The sequence below is a fragment of the Streptomyces sp. NPDC056486 genome (assembly GCF_042795295.1).
Classification (GTDB): domain Bacteria; phylum Actinomycetota; class Actinomycetes; order Streptomycetales; family Streptomycetaceae; genus Streptomyces.
This window is the reverse complement of the sequence record NZ_JBHTSF010000023.1, coordinates 1-22,343: the sequence shown is the minus strand read 5'-3', so window position 1 is coordinate 22,343 and position 22,343 is coordinate 1. Positions and strand designations below refer to the sequence as shown.

At 70.8% G+C, this 22,343-nt stretch carries 23 protein-coding genes; 11 read left to right on the top strand and 12 right to left on the bottom strand.

Annotated elements, in window-relative coordinates:
• Window positions 1–31: 31 nt before the first annotated feature.
• Window positions 32–1,297 (bottom strand): exo-beta-N-acetylmuramidase NamZ domain-containing protein, encoded by a 1,266-nt coding sequence (locus tag ACFQ7F_RS12515; protein WP_383269663.1) that lies wholly within the window; start codon window positions 1,295–1,297, stop codon window positions 32–34.
• Window positions 1,298–1,452: 155 nt separating this feature from the next.
• Here ACFQ7F_RS12515 and ACFQ7F_RS12510 point away from each other — a divergent pair, with 155 nt between their 5' ends.
• From ACFQ7F_RS12510 to ACFQ7F_RS12500, 3 genes are read left to right on the top strand one after another with little or no spacing between them, the layout of a single operon-like run.
• The gene (locus ACFQ7F_RS12510; RefSeq protein WP_383269751.1) at window positions 1,453–2,220 is read left to right on the top strand and encodes an SDR family oxidoreductase; all 768 of its coding nucleotides are present in this window, start codon (window positions 1,453–1,455) and stop codon (window positions 2,218–2,220) included.
• Complete coding sequence (locus ACFQ7F_RS12505; protein ID WP_383269661.1) at window positions 2,166–3,956, top strand: class I adenylate-forming enzyme family protein; 1,791 nt, start codon at window positions 2,166–2,168, stop codon at window positions 3,954–3,956. Before ACFQ7F_RS12510 ends, ACFQ7F_RS12505 begins: the two co-directional genes overlap by 55 nt.
• A 25-nt stretch (window positions 3,957–3,981) precedes the next feature.
• Complete coding sequence (locus ACFQ7F_RS12500; protein ID WP_383269660.1) at window positions 3,982–4,575, top strand: TetR/AcrR family transcriptional regulator; 594 nt, start codon at window positions 3,982–3,984, stop codon at window positions 4,573–4,575.
• Window positions 4,576–4,649: 74 nt separating this feature from the next.
• Here the strand turns inward: ACFQ7F_RS12500 and ACFQ7F_RS12495 are convergent, their stop codons facing one another.
• The 3 genes from ACFQ7F_RS12495 to ACFQ7F_RS12485 form a co-directional block, all read right to left on the bottom strand.
• Window positions 4,650–5,864, bottom strand: coding sequence for an acyl-CoA dehydrogenase family protein (locus ACFQ7F_RS12495; RefSeq protein WP_383269659.1), 1,215 nt, complete (start codon window positions 5,862–5,864; stop codon window positions 4,650–4,652).
• Between the two features lie 7 nt (window positions 5,865–5,871).
• Window positions 5,872–6,903, bottom strand: a complete 1,032-nt coding sequence (locus ACFQ7F_RS12490) for a phosphotransferase family protein (RefSeq protein WP_383269657.1) — start codon at window positions 6,901–6,903, stop codon at window positions 5,872–5,874.
• 199 nt (window positions 6,904–7,102) lie between these two features.
• Window positions 7,103–7,399: a hypothetical protein gene (locus tag ACFQ7F_RS12485; protein ID WP_383269656.1), complete on the bottom strand. Its 297-nt coding sequence runs from the start codon at window positions 7,397–7,399 to the stop codon at window positions 7,103–7,105.
• Between the two features lie 138 nt (window positions 7,400–7,537).
• Between ACFQ7F_RS12485 and ACFQ7F_RS12480 the strand changes: the two genes are divergently transcribed.
• Window positions 7,538–8,494 (top strand): NADP-dependent oxidoreductase, encoded by a 957-nt coding sequence (locus ACFQ7F_RS12480; RefSeq protein ID WP_383269749.1) that lies wholly within the window; start codon window positions 7,538–7,540, stop codon window positions 8,492–8,494.
• A gap of 4 nt (window positions 8,495–8,498) precedes the next feature.
• Here ACFQ7F_RS12480 and ACFQ7F_RS12475 read toward each other — a convergent pair whose 3' ends face one another.
• The 5 genes from ACFQ7F_RS12475 to ACFQ7F_RS12455 are packed head-to-tail and all read right to left on the bottom strand — an operon-like array spanning window position 8,499 to window position 11,230.
• A complete protein-coding gene (locus ACFQ7F_RS12475; RefSeq protein ID WP_383269655.1) occupies window positions 8,499–8,858 on the bottom strand; it encodes a DUF202 domain-containing protein in 360 nt (119 codons plus the stop codon).
• Window positions 8,855–9,247, bottom strand: coding sequence for a YidH family protein (locus ACFQ7F_RS12470; protein ID WP_383269653.1), 393 nt, complete (start codon window positions 9,245–9,247; stop codon window positions 8,855–8,857). The genes ACFQ7F_RS12475 and ACFQ7F_RS12470 overlap by 4 nt, the downstream gene beginning before the upstream one ends.
• Before the next feature lie 9 nt (window positions 9,248–9,256).
• The gene (locus ACFQ7F_RS12465; RefSeq protein ID WP_383269652.1) at window positions 9,257–9,793 is read right to left on the bottom strand and encodes an NUDIX hydrolase; all 537 of its coding nucleotides are present in this window, start codon (window positions 9,791–9,793) and stop codon (window positions 9,257–9,259) included.
• Window positions 9,794–9,833: 40 nt separating this feature from the next.
• Window positions 9,834–10,607: a glucose 1-dehydrogenase gene (locus ACFQ7F_RS12460; protein ID WP_383269650.1), complete on the bottom strand. Its 774-nt coding sequence runs from the start codon at window positions 10,605–10,607 to the stop codon at window positions 9,834–9,836.
• Window positions 10,604–11,230 (bottom strand): TetR family transcriptional regulator, encoded by a 627-nt coding sequence (locus ACFQ7F_RS12455; protein WP_383269648.1) that lies wholly within the window; start codon window positions 11,228–11,230, stop codon window positions 10,604–10,606. Before ACFQ7F_RS12455 ends, ACFQ7F_RS12460 begins: the two co-directional genes overlap by 4 nt.
• A 129-nt stretch (window positions 11,231–11,359) precedes the next feature.
• On the opposite strand from ACFQ7F_RS12455, the gene ACFQ7F_RS12450 reads away from it, so the two are divergent.
• From ACFQ7F_RS12450 to ACFQ7F_RS12430, 5 genes are all read left to right on the top strand, one after another.
• A complete protein-coding gene (locus tag ACFQ7F_RS12450; RefSeq protein ID WP_383269646.1) occupies window positions 11,360–13,015 on the top strand; it encodes an FAD-binding dehydrogenase in 1,656 nt (551 codons plus the stop codon).
• Window positions 13,016–13,264: 249 nt separating this feature from the next.
• Window positions 13,265–14,224, top strand: coding sequence for a hypothetical protein (locus tag ACFQ7F_RS12445; protein WP_383269645.1), 960 nt, complete (start codon window positions 13,265–13,267; stop codon window positions 14,222–14,224).
• A gap of 41 nt (window positions 14,225–14,265) precedes the next feature.
• Window positions 14,266–15,831, top strand: a complete 1,566-nt coding sequence (locus ACFQ7F_RS12440; protein ID WP_383269643.1) for an APC family permease — start codon at window positions 14,266–14,268, stop codon at window positions 15,829–15,831.
• Between the two features lie 180 nt (window positions 15,832–16,011).
• Window positions 16,012–16,677, top strand: coding sequence for a molybdopterin-dependent oxidoreductase (locus ACFQ7F_RS12435; protein WP_383269747.1), 666 nt, complete (start codon window positions 16,012–16,014; stop codon window positions 16,675–16,677).
• On the top strand, window positions 16,649–17,260 hold the full coding sequence (locus tag ACFQ7F_RS12430) for a cytochrome b/b6 domain-containing protein (protein ID WP_383269641.1): 612 nt from the start codon (window positions 16,649–16,651) through the stop codon (window positions 17,258–17,260). Before ACFQ7F_RS12435 ends, ACFQ7F_RS12430 begins: the two co-directional genes overlap by 29 nt.
• 135 nt (window positions 17,261–17,395) lie before the next feature.
• On the opposite strand, the gene ACFQ7F_RS12425 is transcribed toward ACFQ7F_RS12430, so the two are convergent.
• A complete protein-coding gene (locus tag ACFQ7F_RS12425; protein WP_383269639.1) occupies window positions 17,396–18,793 on the bottom strand; it encodes a gluconate:H+ symporter in 1,398 nt (465 codons plus the stop codon).
• Window positions 18,794–18,865: 72 nt separating this feature from the next.
• On the bottom strand, window positions 18,866–19,375 hold the full coding sequence (locus ACFQ7F_RS12420) for a gluconokinase (RefSeq protein ID WP_383269637.1): 510 nt from the start codon (window positions 19,373–19,375) through the stop codon (window positions 18,866–18,868).
• Between the two features lie 172 nt (window positions 19,376–19,547).
• Between ACFQ7F_RS12420 and ACFQ7F_RS12415 the strand changes: the two genes are divergently transcribed.
• Window positions 19,548–20,249, top strand: a complete 702-nt coding sequence (locus ACFQ7F_RS12415) for a FadR/GntR family transcriptional regulator (RefSeq protein WP_383269635.1) — start codon at window positions 19,548–19,550, stop codon at window positions 20,247–20,249.
• A gap of 41 nt (window positions 20,250–20,290) precedes the next feature.
• Window positions 20,291–20,695, top strand: coding sequence for a YchJ family protein (locus ACFQ7F_RS12410; protein ID WP_383269634.1), 405 nt, complete (start codon window positions 20,291–20,293; stop codon window positions 20,693–20,695).
• Window positions 20,696–20,715: 20 nt separating this feature from the next.
• Here ACFQ7F_RS12410 and ACFQ7F_RS12405 read toward each other — a convergent pair whose 3' ends face one another.
• Entirely contained in the window at window positions 20,716–21,993 is a 1,278-nt protein-coding gene (locus ACFQ7F_RS12405) for a lipase family protein (RefSeq protein WP_383269632.1), read from the bottom strand.
• Window positions 21,994–22,343 lie beyond the last annotated feature (350 nt).

Here is a 22,343-nt window from a genome sequence, read left to right as displayed (position 1 = left end):
GCGGGTGGGGCCTTCCCCCTACGGGGCACGCTCACGGATAGCGCAGATACCGCCTCCGCACGGCACGGAAGCGCGTGAGGTCGTCCTGCCAGGCGGCCGCCACCTCGTCCGTGTCCGCGCCCGCGTCGATCATGGTGCGGACCCGCGTCGAACCCGTCAGCTTGTCGATCCAGTTGTCCGAGCGCCAGGCGAAACCGCTCCACACCTTCTTGGCGGTCACCAGGAGCGCGATGCCGGTGCGGACCGGGTCGTACGACTCCCTGTCGTGGACGTGGAGCTGGACGCCGCCGATCGTCTTGCCCTGGAACTTGGAGAACGTCGGCGCGAAGTAGGCCTCCCTGAAGTGCACCCCGCGCAGGCCCACGTCATTGGCGGCGGCCGCCCACTTCCGGTCGATGCCCTCCGCGCCGAGCAGCTCGAAGGGGCGGGTCGTGCCGCGCCCCTCGGAGAGGTTCGTGCCCTCGAAGAGACAGGTGCCGCTGTAGACCAGGGCGGTGTCGGGCGTGGGCATGTTCGGGCTCGGCGGCACCCACGGCAGCTCGGAGGCGTCGTAGAAGTCCGAGCGCTTCCACCCCGTCATCCGTACGGTCTCCAGGTGGGCCGGGCGCTCCAGGAACTCGCCGTTGAACAGCAGCGCGAGCTCCGTCACCGTCATCCCGTGCGCCTGCGCTATCGGCTGCCGCCCGACGAACGTCGCGAACTCCTTGTGCAGGACGGGCCCGTACGCGCCGCGCCCCGTGACCGGATTCGGCCGGTCGAGGACGACGAACCGCTTGCCCGCGAGCTCGGCGGACTCCATGCAGTCGAAGAGCGTCCAGATGTACGTGTAGAAGCGTGCCCCCGCGTCCTGGATGTCGAAGACGATCGTGTCGACGTGGGCGGCCGTGAAGATGTCGGCAAGGGCCTTGCCGCTCTTCTGGTACGTGTCGTAGACGGGGAGCCCGGTCGCCGGGTCGTCGTGGCGCCCTTCGGAGCCGCCCGCCTGAGCCGTCCCCCGGAAGCCGTGCTCGGGGCCGAACACCGCGACCAGGTCCACGCGCTCGTCCGCGTGCATGACGTCGACGATGTGGCGTACGTCCCTGGTGACGCCGGTGGGGTTGGTGACGATGCCGACCCGCTCCCCGTCCAGGAGCGCGTAGCCGTCGGCGGCAAGGCGCTCGAAGCCGGTGCGCAACCGCCGCCCTGTGCCCGATCCGCCGCCTCCCGCGGCGGCGGGGGCCGCCGATGTGGTGAGGGCCGATGCGGTGGTGGCCGCGAGCAGGCCCCGCCTGGACAGGCTGCGTCGGGACAGGTTCATGCAGAGACCTCCGTGAGCGCGGTGGCTGTCATGGCCACGCACGCTAGCGCGCGGACCCCCGCCGGGGAACGAACCTGGCTGCCCGACCCCCTTCCATACCTACATACCGACTGGTTAGTCTGCGATCACAGTGGAGCCGCAGTCGAAGGAGACTGATCGTGGAGACCCTGCAGGACAAGGGAGTCGTCGTCACCGGTGCCGGAGGCGGGATCGGGGCCGCGCTGGCCCGCCGGTTCGCCGCCGCCGGGGCGCGCGTCGTGGTCAACGACCTGGACGCCACCAAGGCCAAGGCGGTGGCCGACGAGATCGGCGCCGTCGCCGTGCCGGGCGACGCGTCCACGATCGTGCCGGAGGCGAGAGAGGCCCTCAGCGGCACCGTCGACGTGTACTGCGCCAACGCGGGCCTCGGCTCCGGCGGCTCCGAGGCCGCGCCCGAGGAAGTCTGGGCCGCCGCCTGGGACGTCAACGTCATGGCCCACGTCCGCGCGGCCCACGCGCTGCTCCCCGAGTGGCTGGAGCGCGGCAGCGGCCGTTTCGTCTCCACCGTGTCGGCGGCAGGCCTGCTCACCATGATCGGCGCCGCGCCCTACAGCGTCACCAAGCACGGCGCGTACGCCTTCGCCGAGTGGCTCTCGCTCACCTACCGGCACCGCGGGATCAACGTCCACGCGATCTGCCCCCAGGGCGTGCGCACCGACATGCTCGCCGCCACCGGCACCGCGGGCGACCTCGTGCTCACGCCGACCGCGATCGAGCCCGGTGACGTCGCGGACGCGCTCTTCGCCGGGATCGAGGAGAACCGCTTCCTGATCCTGCCGCACCCCGAGGTCGCCGAGTACTACCGCATCCGCGCCGCCGAGCCGGACAAATGGCTCACCGGCATGAACCACATCCAGCAGAAGTGGGAGGCGACGGAGCAGTGAGCGACGCGACCCCCACGGCGTCGGACGTGATCCCGACCGCGTCCGTCGCGCCCCCGACCGCGTCCGTCTACGCCGCCAAGCCCTGGCTCGGCCGCCTCAACGAGGCCCAGCGCGCCCCGGTCGAACCCGCCGAGTCCCTCGTGCACGCCTTCCGCGCCTCGGTGCTCAGGGCCCCCGAGCACACGGCCCTCGCCTACTTCGACGGCCGCCTGAGCTACCGCGAGGTGGACGCCCTCACCGACTCCGTCGCCGGACACCTGGCCGCGCGCGGGCTCGCGCGGGGCGAGAGGGTCGCGATCCTCCTGCAGAACACCCCGCACTTCGTGATCGCGCTGCTCGGTGCGTGGAAGGCGGGCGCCACGGTCGTGCCGGTGAACCCGATGTACAAGTCGGCGGAGGTCGGTCACGTCCTCGCGGACGCCGACGTGACCGCGCTGATCTGCTCGGACCGCGCATGGGAGACGTATCTGCGCGAGAGCGCCGCGCCCTCGCCCGTACGCATCGTGCTCACCGCGTGTCAGCTCGATCTGCAGACCCGGAACGACACGCGCGTCCTGGACTTCGAACGCCTCCCGCAGGCCGCCGATGCCGAGGACCTGGTGGCGGTCGCGCGGCAGGGACTTCCCGCCCCCGGAGACCGCAGGCTCGGCCCTTCCGACATCGCCCTGATCAGCTATACGTCGGGCACGAGCGGCACCCCCAAGGGCGCCATGAACACCCACGGCAACATCACCTACAACGCCGAGCGGCAGCGCACCGGCTCCGGCATCCCCGAAGGCGCCTGCTACTTCGCGATGGCGCCGCTCTTCCACATCACGGGCATGGTCGCGCAGGTCGCGGGCGCCCTGACCAACGCGGGCACCCTCGCGCTCGCCTACCGCTTCGAGGCCGGGGTGGTCCTCGACGCCTTCGCCGAGCACCGGCCCGCGTACACCGTGGGCCCCTCCACGGCCTTCATGGCGCTCGCCGCCCACCCCTCCGCCACGCGGGAGCACTTCGACTCCTTCGCGATGATCTCCTCGGGCGGTGCGCCGCTGCCGCCCGCGCTCGTGGAGAAGTTCCGCGCGAGCCTTGGCCCCTACCTTCACAACGGCTACGGCCTCACCGAGTGCACCGCACCCTGCGCCTCCGTGCCGCCGGGCCTCGAGGCCCCGGTCGACCCGGTGTCCGGCACGCTGGCCGTCGGAGTTCCCGGCCCGGAGACGGTCGTCAGGATCGTCGACGACCATGGTGCGGACGTGCCCTTCGGGGAGCAGGGCGAGATCACCGTGCGCGGCCCGCAGGTCGTGCCCGGGTACTGGAAGCGCCCCGACGCCACGGACGAGGCGTTCCCCGACGGCGAGCTGCGCACCGGCGACATCGGCTTCATGGACGCCGAGGGCTGGCTCTATGTGGTCGACCGCAAGAAGGACATGATCAACGCGTCCGGTTTCAAGGTCTGGCCGCGCGAGGTGGAGGACGTCCTCTACAGTCACCCGGCGGTCCGTGAGGCGGCGGTCATCGGCGTCCCCGACGACTACCGCGGCGAGACGGTCAAGGCCTTCGTCAGCCTGCGGCCGGGGGCCGACGCGGCACCGGACGATCTTGCCGCGTACTGCAAGGAGCGGCTCGCCGCCTACAAATACCCGCGCGTGGTCGAGATCCTGCCGGAACTCCCGAAGACCACAAGTGGGAAGATCCTCCGGCGGGAACTGCGTTCCCACCACAACACGGGCTCTCGGCAAGACGAGAGCTAGCAAACTCGAAAGGCAGGTGGCGGCAGTGGCCAGGACGACGGACGGTGACGGCACGCCCGTCCCTCAGCGGCTGCTCGCCGCCGCCACGCGGCTCTTCGCCGACCGCGGCTACGACCGCACATCGGTGCAGGAGATCGTGGAGTCGGCAGGCGTCACCAAGGGCGCGCTCTACCACTACTTCGGATCCAAGGACGATCTCCTGCACGAGGTGTACGCACGCGTTCTGCGCGTGCAGCAGGAGCGTCTCGACGCCTTCGCGGACTCCGACGCGCCCATCGAGCAGCGGGTGCGGGACGCGGCGGCGGACGTGGTCGTCACGACGATCGACAACCTCGACGACGCCTCGATCTTCTTCCGCTCCATGCACCACCTGAGCCCGGAGAAGAACAAGCAGGTGCGCTCCGAGCGCCGCCGCTACCACGAGCGGTTCCGCGCGCTGATCGTGGAGGGCCAGAAAGCCGGCGTCTTCTCCGAGGCGACCCCCGCGGACCTGGTGGTGGACTACCACTTCGGCTCGGTCCACCACCTGTCCACCTGGTACCGCCCGGGCGGCCCCCTCACCCCACAACAGGTCGCCGACCACTTGGCGGACCTGCTGCTGAGGGCACTGCGGCCGTGATATTCAGCCCGTCCGGCGTTTGAGGACGAACTCGGCGAAGCCGGTGATCGACGGCGCCGGGGGCCTCCGGCCCGCTACAGGTACTTCTTGAGCTCCCGACGGGCCAGCGACCGCTGATGCACCTCATCAGGCCCGTCAGCCAGTCGCAGCGTCCTCGCGGCGGCCCACAGCTCAGCGAGCGGGAAGTCCTGACTTACACCCCCCGCGCCGTACAGCTGGACGGCCTGGTCCAGGATGCCGACGACCGTGCGCGGCGTGGCGATCTTGATGGACTGGATCTCCGTGTGCGCGCCCTTGTTGCCGACGGTGTCCATCAGCCACGCGGTCTTCAGGACGAGCAGCCGCAGCTGCTCCACCGCGACGCGGGCGTCCGCGATCCACTCCTGGACGACACCCTGCTGTGCGAGGGGCTTGCCGAAAGCCGTACGCGCCACCGCCCGCTGACACATCAGCTCGATGGCCCGCTCGGCCATGCCGATGAGCCGCATGCAGTGGTGTATACGGCCGGGACCCAGGCGCGCCTGGGCGATGGCGAAGCCGCCGCCCTCCTCGCCGATCAGGTTGCTCACGGGCACCCGGGCCCGGTCGAAGACGACCTCGGCGTGCCCGCCGTGGGAGTGGTCCTCGTAGCCGTACACCTGCATCGCGCGCCGTACCTCGACACCCGGGGTGTCGCGGGGCACGAGCACCATCGACTGCTGGCGGCGCGGGTCGGCGCCCTCGGGGTCCGTCTTGCCCATCAGGATGAAGATCTGGCAGTCGGGGTTCATCGCCCCGGAGATGTACCACTTGCGCCCGGTGATGACGTACTCGTCGCCTTCACGCTCGATGAGCGTGGTGATGTTCGTGGCGTCGGACGAGGCCACTTCCGGCTCGGTCATCGCGAACGCCGACCGGATCTCACCGGCGAGCAGCGGCTCCAGCCACTGCTTCTTCTGCTCGTCGTTCCCGAACTGGGCGAGCACCTCCATGTTGCCGGTGTCCGGGGCGGCGCAGTTCAGCGCGGTGGGCGCCAGGTGCGGGGAGCGCCCGGTGATCTCGGCGAGCGGGGCGTACTGGAGGTTGGTGAGCCCGGCGCCGTGCTCGGCGTCCGGCAGGAAGAGGTTCCAGAGACCCTGGCTGCGGGCCTCGGCCTTCAGCTCGCCGACGATGGCCGGGGTGTCCCAGGGCGAGGCGAGCTGGGCGCGCTGCTCATCGGCGATCTGCTCCGCCGGGTAGACGTGCTCGTCCATGAAGGTGAGGAGCTTGTCGCGCAGCTCTTCGGTGCGGGCGTCGAATGCGAAGTCCATGGCTGTCTCAGCCTTCCTGTCGTCCTTGGAGGGTGGTGAGGCCGTGCTCGATGAAGACGGGGACCAGCTCCCCGATGCGGTCGAAGCCCGCTCCGACCGTCTGGCCGAGCGTGTACCGGTAGTGGATGCCCTCCAGGATCACGGCGAGCTTGAACCACGCGAACGCCGTGTACCAGGAGACCGCGGAGACGTCGCGCCCCGAGCGCGCGGCGTACCGTTCGATCAGCTCGGCGGCCTCCGGGTGCCCGGGCGCGCCCGCCGTGGTGCTGATGGGGGAGTCGGGGAGCTCAAGCTTGGTGCTGTACATGACGAGCAGGCCCAGGTCGGTGAGCGGATCGCCGAGCGTGGACATCTCCCAGTCGAGAATCGCCTTGATCTGGTCGCCCTCGCCGATCAGGACGTTGTCGAGCCGGTAGTCGCCGTGCACGACGGTGGCCGCGGGGGATGCGGGCAGCTGCCGCCCCAGGGCGGCGTGCAGCTCGTCGATGCCCGCGAGGTCGCGGTTGCGCGAGGCGTCAAGCTGCTTGCCCCAGCGGCGCAGCTGCCGGTCGAGGAAGCCGTCGGGCCGCCCGAAGTCACCGAGGCCGACCGCCTGCGGGTCCACGGAGTGCAGGTCGACGAGGGTGTCGACGAGCCCGAGGACCGCGGCACGGGTGCGCTCGGCGCCCAGCGGCGCCAGCTCCTCGGCGGTGCGGAACGGGGTGCCGTCCACGAACTCCATGACGTAGAAGGGCGCGCCGAGCACGGCGTCGTCCTCGCAGAGCAGCAGAGGCGTCGGCACCGGCACAGCGGTCCCGTGCAGCGCGCTGATCACCCGGTGCTCGCGCTTCATGTCGTGCGCGGTCGCCAGTACGTGCCCGAGGGGTGGCCGCCGTACGACCCAGCGTGAGGCGCCGTCCGTCACCGCGTACGTGAGATTCGACCGGCCGCCCTCGATGAGCCGGGCGGAGAGCGGCCCGGCGACGAGGCCAGGACGCACACTGTCCAGATGGCCGCGCAACTGGTCGAGATCGAGGCCTGGTGGATGGTCTGAGCTCATCTTCGCTCCTGGTCGGACGGTCGTCGTCGAATGCCGCGCTGCGATGCGCTGACGTTCATGATGCCGACCAGTCGGTATGTAGTCCAGAGCGCAGGGGGAACGTGATCGGGATCGCGGCGGCGCCAGGGCCGCCGGACATGGCGATCCCCCGCCACAGACTGCCGGTCGGCGCCCGCGCGGGGGAAGTCGGCAAGGAACCTCAGTGATCGTCCCAGTGGCCGTCGTGCGCCGCGTGCCGGTGTCCGTCGTGGACGTAGTCGACGTGGTCGCCGTGCAGTACCGAGCTGTGCCCGCAGCCCTCGCCGTGCTTGTGGTCGTGCGCATCGTGGACGGCGTGCTCGGCGGGCTCGCACTCGTCATAGTGGCCGGAGTGCAGGCGGTGCATGTGGCCGTCGTGCGCGTAGTCGACGTGGTCGCCGTGCGGCACCTCCGGGTGCCCGCAGGCCGGGCCGTGGACGTGCTCGTGTACGGGATGTTCGTGGTGGAGCGTGGTCATGGCGCGTGCACCTCTGTGGGAGCTGTGGGAGGGGAGTGACTCTCTCAGGCTAGTACTCGATGCCCGTTTGATGGGGATATGGAAGCCTTGTTGATGTTTCAGCTTTCCCCCACTGCGTACTCCAAGGAAGCCGACCCCATGAAGGCGATCAGCTACCGCCGGTACGGCGGACCCGAAGTCCTCGAGTACGGCGATGTGCGCGACCCCAAGGTCGGCCCCGACTCCGTCCTGGTGAAAGTCCGGGCCGCGTCGGTGAACCCCGTCGACTGGAAGTGCATGGCAGGTCACCTCGACAGCATCCTCGACCCCGTCTACCCGGTGATCCCGGGCTGGGACGTCGCGGGTGTCGTGGTGCAGCCGGGCGCCTCCGTTCCCGAGTTCGCGGTCGGGGACGAGGTCATCGGCTACGTACGCGAGGACTTCCTCTCGCGCGGCACCTTCGCCGAGTACGTCGCCGCCCCCGTGCGCACCCTCGCCCGTAAGCCGCGCAACCTCACCTTCGCCGAGGCGTCAGGGCTTCCGCTCGCCGGGCTCACCGCCTACCAGGTGATCACCAAGGCGCTCGCGGTGACGGAGGGCGACGTCGTCCTCGTGCACGCGGCGGCAGGCGGCGTCGGCTCGATCGCCGTCCAGCTGGCCCGGCACGCGGGCGCCCGCGTCATCGGCACCGCGAGCGAGCGCAACCACGACTACCTGCGCGAGCTCGGAGCGGAACCGGTCACCTACGGCGACGGTCTGGCCGAACGCGTACGCGCCCTCGCGCCGGAGGGTGTGGACGCCGCCTTCGACACGGTCGGCGGCGACACCCTCAAGGTGTCAGCCGAGCTCCTCGCGCCCGACGGGCGTCTCGCGTCGATCGCGGACGGCGCGGTGATCGGCCTGGGCGGCCACTACTGCTTCGTACGTCCCGACGCCGACGACCTCCAGCACCTGACGCAGCTCGTGGAGCAGGACGTCGTCACGGTCCACGTCTCCGAGACGTTCCCGCTGGAGCGGGCGGCGGACGCGTACCGCCGGAACGCGGAGGGCCGCACGCGGGGCAAGATCGTCGTCACGGTGGACTGGGCGACCGAGGACGGGCCCACCACGGACTGAGGGCTCAGAACACCATGACCGTCGCGCACGCGGCGAGCGCCATCGTGCACAGCGCGGCCGTCGCCGCGGCCCGTGCCGGAAGCCGCAGCGGCCTGTTGGTGGCGGCGAGCTCGGTCATCCTGCGGTGGGCCACGCCCAGAAAGCCGAGCCACAGGAGCAGGCAGAGGGCGCAGGCGACGACGGCCACCGCGGTGGTTCCCTCCTGCAGGGCGGCCCGCGCCGCGAGGACCGCCGCCACGGTGCAGGACAGGGTCGTACGCCGCCACGCGAGCCTCGTACGCTCCGGCTGCAGCCCGGGATCGCGGTCCGGAACCCGCGCCTCGTCCCCCTCGTCGCCCTCGGCCCCCTCGTTCCGGGCCGTCACCCCTCCCACCCGAAGAGCACGACGACGACCATGGCGAGCGCCACGACCGCGACGGCCAGGCTCAGGACGGTCGGGAAGCGCGAGACGGGCAGATCGGCGCCGCGCCGCATGGCCCGCTCGCAGCGCACCCAGTGGTTGACCGCGCGCAGCGAGCTGAGCACGCCCGCTGCGAGCAGGGCGAGGGCGAGCCCGATGCGCCACCCCCAGCGCAGATCGGGCAGGAACTGGTCCACCGCGAAACCGCCGCCGATGAGGGCGAGCGCGGTGCGCAGCCAGGCGAGGAAGGTGCGTTCGTTGGCGAGCGAGAAGCGGTAATCGGGGGTGTCGCCCTCGTCGCGGATCCGCTCGGGCGCGAACCACAGGCGGAGGGTCTGTACGAAGTTGCTCACCGGCCGACCCTAGCTGGCGCGATATTCCCGCAGCCGTTCGTACGCGGCGAGCCCGTCCGGCACCCACGCCCACTCGCCGAGCCGCTGGTCCAGCTCCGCGTCGGTGAGGAAGGTGTGCCAGGCGACCTCCTCGACCTGCGGGTTCACGGGCAGGTCGCAGCGCACCTCGTAGAGGTACGACCACCAGGTGTGCCCCGCGCCGTCGTCGTACAGGAACTTGAACAGCGGTGTGGGGCGCGGGAGCCCCTCGACCCCGAGCTCCTCCTGTGCCTCGCGCAGGGCGGCGTCGGCGTAGGACTCGCCGGCCCCGACGACACCGCCGACGAACATGTCGTACATCGAGGGGTAGACCAGCTTGATCGGCGTGCGCCGGTGCACGAAGACGCGCCCTTCGGCGTCCCGCGCCTGGATGAACACGCAGCGGTGGCGCAGGCCGCGCGCGTACGCCTCACCGCGCGGGGCCTCACCGACGACCTCGTCGTTCTCGTCGACGATGGCCAGGATCTCTTCACCGGGGTCGGGCGCGGTCCTGTCGTTCGTCGTCATGCGGACCATCCAACCTCACGGTCATACCGACCTTTCAACCTCACTGACCCATGACGTACTTCACGGTGGGTCCCGCGGTCCAGCCGCCGTCGACGGCGAGCTCCGCGCCGGTCACGTACGAGGCCGCGTCGGAGAGCAGGAAGATCATGGCGCCCGCGATCTCGTGCGGCTCGCCGACCCGGCCCATCGGGGTGTTGGGGTACTTGCCCTCGCCCTTCTCGATGCCCACCTGCGCGGTCATCGGGGTGTACGTCATGCCCGGGTGGACGGAGTTGACGCGGATGCGGGCCGTGCCGAGCTCCACGGCGCCAATCTTGGTGAGGCCGCGCACGCCCCACTTGGACGCGCCGTAACCGGCGGTGAGCGCGAGGCCCATGAGCCCGGCCGCCGATGAGATGTTGACGATGGACCCGCCGCCGGCCTCCTTCATGGCCGGGATGACGCTCTTCATGCCGATGAAGACGCCCGTGAGGTTGATGTCGAGGACCTTGCGGAAGTGCTCGACCGACTCCGACTCCAGGAACTGGCCCGTGGAGATACCGGCGTTGTTGACCAGGCCGTGGATCCCCCCGAACTCGGCGACCGCGAGCTCCACGACACGCTGCCAGTCCTCCTCCGACGTCACGTCGTGGTGCGCGAAGCGTGCGCGCTCGCCGAGCTCGGCGGCGGTGACCTCGCCCTCCTTGTCTAGGACGTCGGTGAGGACGACGTTCGCACCGGCGGCGACCGCCTGGCGTGCGGCCTCGGCGCCGAGGCCGCGGGCGGCGCCGGTGATGACGACGGTCCTGCCGGTGAGGTCGTGCGCTTGGCTCATGGTTCTCTCCGTGGGGCTGGGGCCCGCAGCAGGGCCGTGGTGGTCTCGACGAGGTCGGCGAGGAAGAGGTCCTCGCCGGTCAGGGGGGTGGTGCCGGCCAGGTACTGACGGGCGCGGTCGGCCATGGCGGCGCCGACCAGGCTGAGGGCCAGGTCCAGGCGTTCGAGCCGGAGCGGCTCCGGGAGCGCGGTGAGGCAGTCCTCGACGCGGCCGATCAGGTCCCAGTAGACGGTGCCGTCGATGGTGGGATGCGGGGTGCGGGTGCGCACGCCGCTCTCGTGGCTGAGCTGGGCCGAGATGCGCAGACAGCGGCGGCCCCGCTCGGTGCGCAGCTCGGTGGCCTCCGCCGCCACGAGGGCGCACAGGAGCCCGCGGAGTCCGTCCGGGGCCCGGCTCAGCTCCGCGGTGAGCACCTTCTCCGTGCGGGTCTGGCGCTCGGCCATGACGGCGTCGAGCAGGCCCGACCTGCTGCCGAAGTGGTACTGCACGGCGGAGGGGTTGCTCTGCCCGGCGAGCCGGACTATGTCCCGCAGCTGCGCGCCGTGCACGCCCTGCGCCGCGAAGACTTCCTCTCCCGCGCGGATCAGTTTTTCCCGGGTCTCGGGTCCTGAGGTCCTGGCCATGGAGCCATGGTAATGCTGGCCATTATTAAAAGCGAGGTGCTGTTCACCGAGCCAGACGGTTGACGCCGCCCCCGCGGTTACTCAGGATCTGAACTCACCAGTAAGTCCCTGCTGAGGAGGAACCCCCGGATGGCCCACGACGCAGACGTCATCGTGATCGGCGCAGGTCTCGCAGGCCTCGCGGCCACCGCGGAACTCGTCGACGCGGGCCGCCGGGTCATCCTCGTCGACCAGGAGCCCGAGCAGTCGTTCGGCGGCCAGGCGCACTGGTCGTTCGGCGGCCTCTTCTTCGTCGACTCCCCGGAGCAGCGCAGGCTCCGCATCAAGGACTCGCACGCTCTGGCCATGCAGGACTGGATGGGCACGGCCGCCTTCGACCGGCCGGAGGACCACTGGCCGCGCAAATGGGCCGAGGCGTACGTCGACTTCGCCGCGGGCGAGAAGCGGTCCTGGCTGCACGGGCAGGGCGTGCGGTTCTTCCCGGTGGTGGGCTGGGCCGAGCGCGGCGGATACGACGCGCAGGGGCACGGCAACTCCGTGCCGCGCTTCCACATCACCTGGGGCACGGGCCCCGGCCTCGTCGCCCCCTTCGAGCGCCGCGTCCGCGAAGGCGTCGCCCGCGGCCTCGTGCAGCTCAAGTTCCGCCACCGGGTCTCCGGTCTCTCCCGCAGCGCGGGCAGCGTCGACACGGTCACCGGAGAGGTCCTCGAACCCTCCGACGCCGAGCGCGGCACGGCGAGCAGCCGCGAGGTCACCGGGTCCTTCGAGTTCAGGGCCCAGGCCGTGATCGTCACCTCCGGCGGCATCGGCGGCAACCACGACCTCGTACGCGCCAACTGGCCCGAGCGGCTCGGCACTCCGCCGCAGCGGATGGTCGCCGGCGTGCCCGCGCATGTCGACGGGCGGATGCTCGGCATCACCGAGGGGGCCGGAGCGCGCCTCATCAACCGCGACCGCATGTGGCACTACACCGAGGGCATCCAGAACTGGAACCCCATCTGGGACAACCACGGCATCCGCATCCTGCCGGGCCCCTCGTCGCTCTGGCTCGACGCGCGCGGCGACCGCCTTCCCGTGCCGCTCTTCCCCGGCTTCGACACCCTCGGCACGCTCGAACACATCATGCGGTCCGGGTACGAGTACACGTGGTTCGTGCTCAACCAGCGCATCATCGGCAAGGAGTTCACGCTCAGCGGCTCGGAGCAGAACCCCGATCTCACCGGCAAGTCCGTGCGCGGGGTCCTCGACCGGGCCCGCGCCGACGTGCCCGCTCCCGTGAAGGCGTTCATGGACAACGGCTCCGACTTCGTCGTGGAGAAGGATCTCTCCTCCCTCGTGCGCGGCATGAACGCGCTCACCAAGGAGCCCCTCATCGACGAGGCCGCGCTGCGCCGCACGATCACCGCGCGCGACCGGGAAGTCAGCAACCCCTTCACCAAGGACCTCCAGGTCACCGCCATCCACGGCGCCCGCAAGTTCCTCGGCGACCGGCTCATCCGGGCCGCAGCCCCGCACCGGATCCTCGACCCCAAGGCGGGCCCGCTCGTCGCGGTGCGGCTCAACATCCTCACCCGCAAGACCCTCGGCGGCCTGGAGACCGACCTGTCGTCCCGCGTCCTGACCGAGGGCGGCGAGCCCCTGCCCGGCGTGTTCGCGGCGGGCGAAGCCGCCGGATTCGGCGGCGGGGGAGTGCACGGCTACCGCTCACTCGAAGGCACGTTCCTCGGCGGCTGCCTCTTCTCGGGGCGCGCCGCGGGCCGTGCGGCCGCCAAGTCGGTCAGCTGACGCCAAGTCGGTCAGTTGACGCCAAGTCGGTCAGCTGAAAGGTGCGTTCGTCGCATTGAGGCGTGATCGTCGCCGCTTGACCGAATCGTGTCCTGGCGGGCAACCGCGCAGGTCGGGGATGAAGTCTGAGGATTGTGAAACGAGTTGGTGAAGGCCCCTGGCATGGACACACCTTGACTGGAGGGCTACCTACCGGTTTGCTGTGTGTGATCATCCGTACGCGAACCGCGCCGGGGAGGCAGTCCCGCGGTGTCACCACCTCCACCCCCCTTGGGCCGTTCCCGCAAGCGGGCGGCCCACGCCTTCGACCCCGCCCTCGACGACGCCGAACTCGCAGCCGCCCGGACCGCACTGGCCCAGGGCCGCTGGACCGAGGTCCGCGCGCTGCTCGCCGACACCGGCGACGACTGGGACCGCAGGGGCCACCGGTTCGACGTACTCGCACAGGAGCACACCACCACCGCCTGGGCCCGTGACTGGCGGCTCGCCGAGCCCGAGAGCGTCGACGCCGCCCTGCTCATCGCCTACGCCTCCGTGTACCTCGCGCTGCGCGGCAAGGGGCGCTCCGAGAAGGCGCGGGACGCCTGCCGCGAAGCGGCCGCGCTGCTTCCCGCCGACCCCACGCCGTGGCTCGCGCTGCTGACCCTTGAGCGTTCCCTGGGCCTCGAGGAGGACGTGGTCCGGCTCTTCGACGAGGTCCGCCACCGGCACCCCGAGCACCACCACGCCCACCACCTGATGGTGGCCAGGCTCGCCGAGCGGCGCCCCGCCGCGGGCCAGGACCCCCTGCACGAGGTGTACGACTTCGCCGCCTGGGCGGCCGAACAGGCGCCCGCTGATTCGCCGTTGGCGGTCCTGCCCGTCGTCGCGCACGCCGAGCGCTACCGCGTCCTGGCCACCGCGGGCAGCGAGCCCGCCGACCCCGTGGCCTCCGGGCACTGGACGGGACGCCGGGCACGCCAGGTCATGAAGGCCGCCTTCGACTGGTGGCTGGAGTGGGAGATGCCCGAGAGCAGGGCCCACCCGCGCTGTCGCGTCGACCTCAACTTCCTTGCCCACGCCAAATTCTGCGAGGGCCGGGCGGCCGAGTCGGCCGCCCTCTTCCACCGGATCGGGCGGCACGCGACCCCAGCACCCTGGTCGTACCCGGACCGGGACCCGTACAAGGCGTTCACCGCCGCGCGCAGCGCCGCGCTCGGCTCCGCCTGACCCACCGCACCAACCCGCCCACCCGAAAGGACAACCGCGCCATGGCGACGGGCAGTTCGAGCAGCACGAGACACGCGAGCGAAGCCGCCGACGGCAGCGGGATCAGCACCTACAAAGGCCAGGAGACGGCACTGCGCGCCGGCCGCCTCGGTACGGCGGGCCTCCTCCTGTCCGTGCTCGCGGCGACCGGACCGCTCATGGTCGTCGCGGGCGTCATGCCCACCACGTACGGCGTGATGGGCGTCGTCGGACAGCCGTTGCTCTTCCTCATCCTCGGCGTGGTCCTCGGCCTCTTCAGCTTCGGCTACGCCGAGATGAGCCGCCACGTCCACAACGCGGGCGCCTTCTACGCGTACATATCGAGGGGACTCGGCGGTACCGCGGGCGCCGGCGCCTCGCTGGTCGCGCTCGTCGCCTACAGCGTGCTGCAGGCGGGCCTCTACGGGCTCCTCGGATTCGAGGTCTCCGGGCTGCTCAACACGTACTTCGACGTCGAAGTCGCCTGGTGGATACCGGCACTCGTCACCGTCGCCGTCGTGGCCGTACTGGCCTGGCTGAAGATCGACCTGAACGCGCGCGTGCTCGGTGTGCTGCTGCTCATCGAGGTGGCGCTGGTCGTCATCTTCGACATCGCGGCCATCGCGGACCCGGCCAAGGAGGGCCTGTCCCTGCACGCGTTCAACCCGGACACCCTCACGGGCGCGGGCGTCGCCACCTCGCTCTGCTTCTGCATCGCCGCCTTCACCGGCTTCGAGCAGGCTCCCGTGTACGCGGAGGAGACCAGCCGCCCGCAGGTCGTCGTCGCCCGCGTGATGTTCTTCGCGGTGGGCTTCGTCGCCATCTTCTTCGCGATCAGCTCGTGGGCGCTCACGGTCGCCGCGGGCCCCTCCGGCATCGTCCCGGCAGCACAGGAACAGAGCGCAGGGCTGCTCTTCGGGCTCACCGAGTCCCGGCTCGGCGGCACCTTCACCGACGTACTCCATGTGCTGTTCGTGACCGGCATGTTCGCGGCGATCCTCTCCTTCCACAACGTGGTCGCGCGGTACGCCTTCGCCATGGGCCGCGAGGGTCTGCTGCCCGCCACGTTCGGCAAAACCAACACCTCGACCGGCGCCCCGGGCACCGGCTCCCTGCTCCAGACGGTCATCTCCGTCCTGATCGTGGTGGCCTTCGCGGTCACCGACGACGGCAAGTTCGGCGACCCGACCGCGCCGGTCCTGCACCTGTTCACCTGGGGCGGCAACGTCGGCGCCCTGGGCGTCATCCTCCTGATGGCCACGGCTTCCGTCGCGGTCATCGTGTTCTTCGTGCGCCGCGGGGCCGCGCGTACGCAGGCCTGGCGCATCACCGCGTCGGCGCTCGCCGCGATCGGCCTGTTCGTCATCGCGGGCTACACCGTCAAGGACTTCGACGTCCTGGTCGGCGCGGGCCCCGGCTCGGTGCTCAGCTGGGTCCTTCCCGGCATCATCCTGCTCGCCGCGGTGATCGGCGTGGTCTACGGCGCGGTCCTGCGCTCGACCAAGCCGGAGGCGCACGCACGGATCGGCCTCGGCAACGAGGCGTTCCAGCTGGAGAAGGCGGCGGAGGAACCGTCCGGCCAGGCATGACGCAAGGCCTGACCCAAGGTGTGACGGAACGCTGACGGATTCCCGCGGCCCCTGTACCCCGGGGGCCGCGGGTGCTCGAATCGAGGGGTGACAACTCCCCCTTCCCGCAGGCCCGCGCAGGACGGCACGGACGGCACGGACCGCGGCGGTACGCCGGTCGGCCGCCGCCTGGTCCTCGGCATGCTCGGCGTCGGCGCTGTGGGCGTGGCCGCCGCGCAGCCGCTCCAGCGGGGCCTGGAATCCTTCCTCGGCGCCGCGTCCGACAAGGACCCCACGGGCCTGACGGACCTGCTCCCCAACGGCGGCGGCTTCCGCTACTACTCGGTGGCCGCGTCCGTCCCGCACAAGAACGAGTCGACGTACCGCCTGAAGATCGACGGCCTGGTGGACCGCCCCATGACGTACTCCCTCGCCGAGCTGCGCGCGCTGCCGCAGACCCGCCTGGTGCGTGACGTCCAGTGCGTGACGGGCTGGCGCGTGCCGGGCACACCCTTCGAGGGCGTACGCCTCTCCCGCCTCCTGGACGCGGCGGGGGTACGCCCGACTGCCCGCGCCGTCCGCTTCACGTGCTTCGACGGGACGTACAGCGAGAGCCTGACGCTGCGTCAGGCGCGGCGCAAAGACGTCCTGGTGGCCCTGCGCATGCAGGACAAGGACCTGGGCCACACCCACGGCGGCCCGGCCCGTCTCTACGCCGCCCCCATGTACTTCTACAAGTCGGCGAAGTGGCTCTCCGGGATCACGCTCACGGACGAGGTGGAGCCGGGGTACTGGGAGAAACGGGGCTACGACGTCGACGCCTGGGTGGGTGATTCGAATGGCAGGGACGACGAGCCCACGGCTTGAGGCGGCTGCGGCGCGGGTGCGGAGGTTCAGCCCGGCGGAGCGCTGGGTGCACCGGATGACGGCGCTGCTGATGGGCGTGTGCGTCGCGACCGCGGCGTGCCTGTACGTGCCTCAGCTGGCCGAGCTCGTGGGGCGCCGCGCGTTGGTGGTGACCGTTCACGAATGGTCGGGCCTGCTGCTCCCTGCCCCGTTCCTGGCGGGCCTCGCGTCCCGCGCCTTCCGCGGCGACCTGCGCCTCCTGAACCGCTTCGGCCCGCACGACCGGGCCTGGCTGCGACGACGCACCCGGCACCGACAGGCGGGAAAGTTCAACGCGGGCCAGAAGCTGTACGCCGGCTGGCTGGCAGGAGCGGTCCTGGTGATGCTGGGAACGGGCCTGCTGATGTGGTTCACGCACCTCGCCCCACTGGCCTGGCGCACGGGAAGCACGTTCGTCCACGACTGGCTGGCACTGGCGCTCGGCGTGGTGATCGCAGGCCATGTGGGGATGGCGTGGGCGGACCCGGAGGCGAGGCGGGGAATGCGGACCGGGTCTGTGGACCCGGAGTGGGCGGAGAGGGAGCATCCGCTGTGGCGGAAGTAAACGAAGACGCCGGACGGGCTGGATACTTCCAGTCCGTCCGGCGTTTGAGGACTTCTTGTCCGGGAGTCCAGGGGGCGGAGCCCTATGGTTTCGGGAAGGGGCGGGATCGGGGAAAAGAACCCGCCCTGACCCCCGCTAAATCACCAGCGACAGCAACAGCACCAGCCCACCCGCAACCACAGAGATGATCGTCTCCATGACCGACCAGGTCTTGATCGTCTGCCCCACGTCAAGCCCGAAGTACTCCTTCACCAGCCAGAACCCCGCATCGTTCACATGCGAGAAGAAGAGCGACCCCGCCCCGATGGCCAGCACGAGCAGCGCCGTGTGCGCGTCGGACATGTCCGCGGCCAGCGGAGCCACAAGACCCGCCGCCGAGATGGTGGCCACCGTCGCCGACCCCGTCGCCAGACGGATCACCACGGCGATCAGCCAAGCGAGCAGCAGCGCCGGAATCGACCAGTCCTTGGAGATTTCGAGGACCATCTTGCCGACACCCGAGTCGATGAGGGTCTGCTTGAAGCCGCCACCCGCACCCACGATCATCAGCACACCGGCGATCGGCGCGAGCGACTTCTCGACGGTGGTCGAGAGCTGGCCCTTGGTGAAGCCGGCCGCACGGCCGAGGGTGAACATGCCCACGAGCACCGCGGCGAGCAGCGCGATCAGCGGCGAACCGACGACGTCGAAGACCCGCTGGACCGTGTGGTCGGGGTTGTCGACGATGATGTCGACCAGGGCCTTGGCCAGCATCATCACGACGGGCAGCAGCACGGTCGCGACGGTCACGCCGAACCCGGGACGCTTCTCCAGGTCCTCCGTGGGACGCTGCGGCATCATCTTCTCGGGGGCGGAGACGTCCACCCACCGCGCCGCGTACTTCGAGAAGACGGGGCCCGCGATGATCACCGTCGGGATGGCGACGAGCACGCCGAGGGCGAGGGTGATGCCCAGGTTCGCGTCCACCGCGTCGATCGCGACGAGCGGACCGGGGTGCGGCGGAATGAGACCGTGCATCACGGACAGACCGGCGAGGGCCGGGATACCGATCCGCATCAGCGAGTAGTTGCCGCGCTTGGCGACCATCAGGACGACCGGGATCAGCAGCACGATGCCGACCTCGAAGAAGAGCGGTAGCCCGATCACCGAGGCGATGAGCACCATCGCCCACGGCATCCCGCGCCCGCCCGCCTTGGCGAGGATCGTGTCGACGATCTGGTCGGCGCCGCCGGAGTCGGCGAGCAGCTTGCCCAGGATCGCGCCGAGAGCGATCAGCACACCCACGCCCGCGACCGTCGAGCCGAGACCCGCGGTGAAGCTGGTGATCGCCTTGTCGAGCGGAGCACCCGCGAAGGCGCCCAGGGCGAGCGACCCGATGGTCAGGGCCAGGAACGCGTGCAGCTTGAACTTCGTGATGAGCAGGACGATGACGGCGATGCCCGCGAGGACGGCGATACCCAGCTGGGCATGGCCCGCGGAGGTGATCGGCTCGACGGCGTCCGCTGCCAGCATCTCAACGCTGAGACTGGACACGGTGTCTTCCTTGTACGTCAGGGGAGGGGGTGCGGGGTACGGGGGAACGGGGGAGGTGCGGGGAACGGGGAACTACTGGCCGAGCGCGCCCAGTGCCTTGAAGGCACGCTCGCTGATCTCTTGTGGACCGCCGGTGACGTCGACCGCGACGCCCGCCTCGTCCGCGCCGAGCGGCTGCAGCGTGGCGAACTGCGAGTCGAGCAGGGCCGTCGGCATGAAGTGGCCCTGCCGGTGGGACATCCGGTCCTCGATGAGGGCCCGGTCACCGGTGAGGTGGACGAAGACGACGCCGGGAGCCTCGGCCCGCAACCGGTCGCGGTAGCTGCGCTTCAGCGCCGAGCTGCTGACCACACCGCCGAGCCCGGCCCTGCCGTGGGCCCAGGCGCCGATGGCATCGAGCCACGGCCAGCGGTCGTCGTCGGTCAGCGGGGTCCCGGCCGACATCTTGGCGATGTTCGCCGGGGGGTGGAAGTCGTCGCCCTCGGCGTAGGGAACGCCGAGCTGTGCCGCGAGCAGGGGACCGATCGTTGTCTTGCCGGTTCCTGCCACGCCCATCACTACGACGACGTGGGGGGTGCTCATCGCTGTCCTGCCTCGCTGTCTTCTTCGACATCGGTCCGAGAACGAGCCACGGGACGGGGGAGACCCGTGGCTCGTTCACGTCACTGAAACCTATTAGGTCGGACAAATTCAAGAGTCTGTGACACAAAAGTCTGACTTTTTGTTCCCGAGGGTCGCCGCTTACCCTGACGACATGACCGCACAGGCCCGTGGGCTGCACGCTCGCGTACTGGAAAGCCTCGGGCCCGCCATCACCGGAGGCGAGTACCCGCCGGGCAGCGTGTTGCGCACGGACGAGCTGGCCCAGCGCTTCGAGGTGTCACGTTCCGTCGTACGGGAAGCGGTGCGGGTCCTGGAGTCGATGCACCTCGTCGAGTCCCGCCGCCGGGTCGGTGTGACCGTACTGCCCACGGCGGAGTGGAACGTCTACGACCCGCAGGTCATCCGGTGGCGTCTGGCCGGCGCCGACCGGCCGCGCCAGCTGCGCTCCCTCACGGTCCTGCGCTCGGCGATCGAACCGTCCGCCGCGGGGCTCGCCGCCCAGCACGCCACACCCGAGCAGTGCGCGGCCCTCACCGAGTGCGCACTCGGCATGGTCGCCACCTCGCGGGGGCAGCAGCTGGAGGGCTACCTCTTCCACGACATCAACTTCCACCGCGTCGTCCTGAACGCGTCCGGCAACGAGATGTTCGCCCGCCTCGGCGACGTCGTCGCGGAGGTCCTCGCGGGCCGCACCCACCACCAGGTGATGTTCGAGGACCCGGACCCGGCGGCCGTCACCCTGCACGTCAGGCTGGCGGAGGCGGTGCGTGAGGGTGACCCGGTGCGCGCGGAGGAGCTGACGCGGGAGATCGCCGTGGGGGCGTTGCACGAGCTGGACATTCTCGCCCCGTAGCGGCTTCGGAGCACGTACCCGTGTCGGGGACAATGGTCCGCATGTCCCGACGCGCCCCCCGTCCCCAGACCAGCTGCCCCTGCGGTCACCCCGAGCCGTACGAGAAGTGCTGCGGTCGGCTGCACCGGGGCGAGGCCGTCGCCGCCGTGCCCGAGGAGCTGATGCGCTCCCGCTACTGCGCCTTCGCCGTCAAGGACGAGGCGTACCTCCTTCGCTCCTGGCATCCGCGCACCCGGCCGCCGCGCGTGGAGTTCGACCCGAATCTTCGCTGGGTCGGCCTGGAGATCCTGGACACGGCGGACGGCACCGCGTTCCACACCACCGGCACGGTCGAGTTCCGGGCCCGCTACACCGACGGGGGCCGCCCGGACGCCCTGCACGAGCGGAGCCGTTTCGAGCGGATCGACGGGGCCTGGGTGTACGTCGACGGCGCCTTCATCGACTAGCGAACCGGCGGACCAGCCGACTAGCGGATGTCCCCGAACTCGCTCATGACCCCCGGCGGAGCCAGCGCGTTCACGTAGTGCCCAGGACCGTGGTCCTCGAAGGAGTACGTGAACGGGACGTTCCGCGTCAGCGCGAGCCGGGCCGCGAAGAACGCGAGGGGCGCCACCACCGCGAGGCCCGCCAGGCTGTCCATCTGCGGGTAGCGCGGCGCCGGATCACGCACCTCCACCCAGCCGGGCCGCCGGCCCGGCCCCCGCACCAGCTCCGTCACCGCCCGCCCCAGCGACTCCGCCCGGCTCCGGGCCGTGGCACGCAGCCGCCCCCCGAGCAGATCGCCCGGCAGGGACAGCGCCTCGATCATCGTGTCGGCCACGAGCGTGAGGGCGCCCTCGACCACGCCCTGCTGTCGCCGGTAGTGGAACTCGCGGCCGAAGGGCGCGTAAGGACCGACTGGACGCGGCGGAAGGGCGGGGACGACGTCGCGGTCGTAGATGTAGCGGATGAGCCGGTCGCGCAGCACGTGGACGCCCCGCCCGTCGCGGGCCCGATGGCAGGCGGCGGCGAAGTCGGGCCCGCCGAGCATGGGCTGGCCGAAGGTGTAGACGGCCCTCAGCCGTTCCGCGACCGCGGCGTACCGCGGCTCGTGCATCAGGACGACGCCCATCAGCGCCGCCATCGCACCGCCGAGGCTGTGCCCGGTGATGTAGAGCGCCTCCATCCCCTCGCCCACCGTGCCCTGCTCGTCGGGGTCGACCGACTCGCCGCGCATCGCCCGCTCCAGGGCCTGCATGACCAGGTACCGCGAGGCCCGCATATTGCGGTAGAAGCCCGCGTGGACGTCGTACCGCTCGCCGCCGAGGTCCACGTGGAGCATCTCGGGCCGTACGTCGGCGTCGGTGAGGATGCTGATGATGTCCTCGGGCTGGGTGCCGCGGTAGCAGAGGATCACCACCCGACGGTCCTTGTCCTGCAGCAGGTATGCCGCCGACGTGATGTAGAGCGCGCCCACCCGCTGCTCGAAGACCCGGCAGCGGTTCTCCTCCAGGCCGAGTCGGGCCATGATCATGGCGAGCGTCTCGGGGTCGGGGTCCTCAGGGGTGCCCGCGTACGCGTACGCGGCGCAGGTCGCCAGGGCGTGCGGGACGACGCCGTCCGGATCGGGCTGCGACGTGTTCGCCAACAGCCGCTCCACCAGGTCCGGATAGACCGGGAAGGCCCCTGTGGGGCCGGTTCCTGTGGCGTCCTTGTACGGGCGCAGATCGGTGAAGGACGGCGCCTTGGCGTGCTGGTCCCGCATGTCTTCCCCCGGAACGTGCGGTGGCGGCAAGGGAGTTGCGAGCACACCACCGGCCCGGTCCGCAGTCAACTCGCGGGCGCCGGGCCCCCGCCCACCCGACACGGTCCGGCCATCGGAGCCCTCCCGCTCCTGGGGTTGCTGTGGGAGGAGACCCCAGAGGGACACCCGGACGATCACCTGACCTGTTCCGCGCAGCCGCCCAGTGCCCCCGACGGGCCCAAACGCCCTGCGCCGCCTGCCTGTTCGAGGCCCGACCCACGCCCCGCACATAGGCGGGAACCCGCGCTGCGGCCGTCCCGCGCCATGAGTAGCGTCCTAGGCCCTGTCGTCGGACTTCCGCCTGCCCGCAC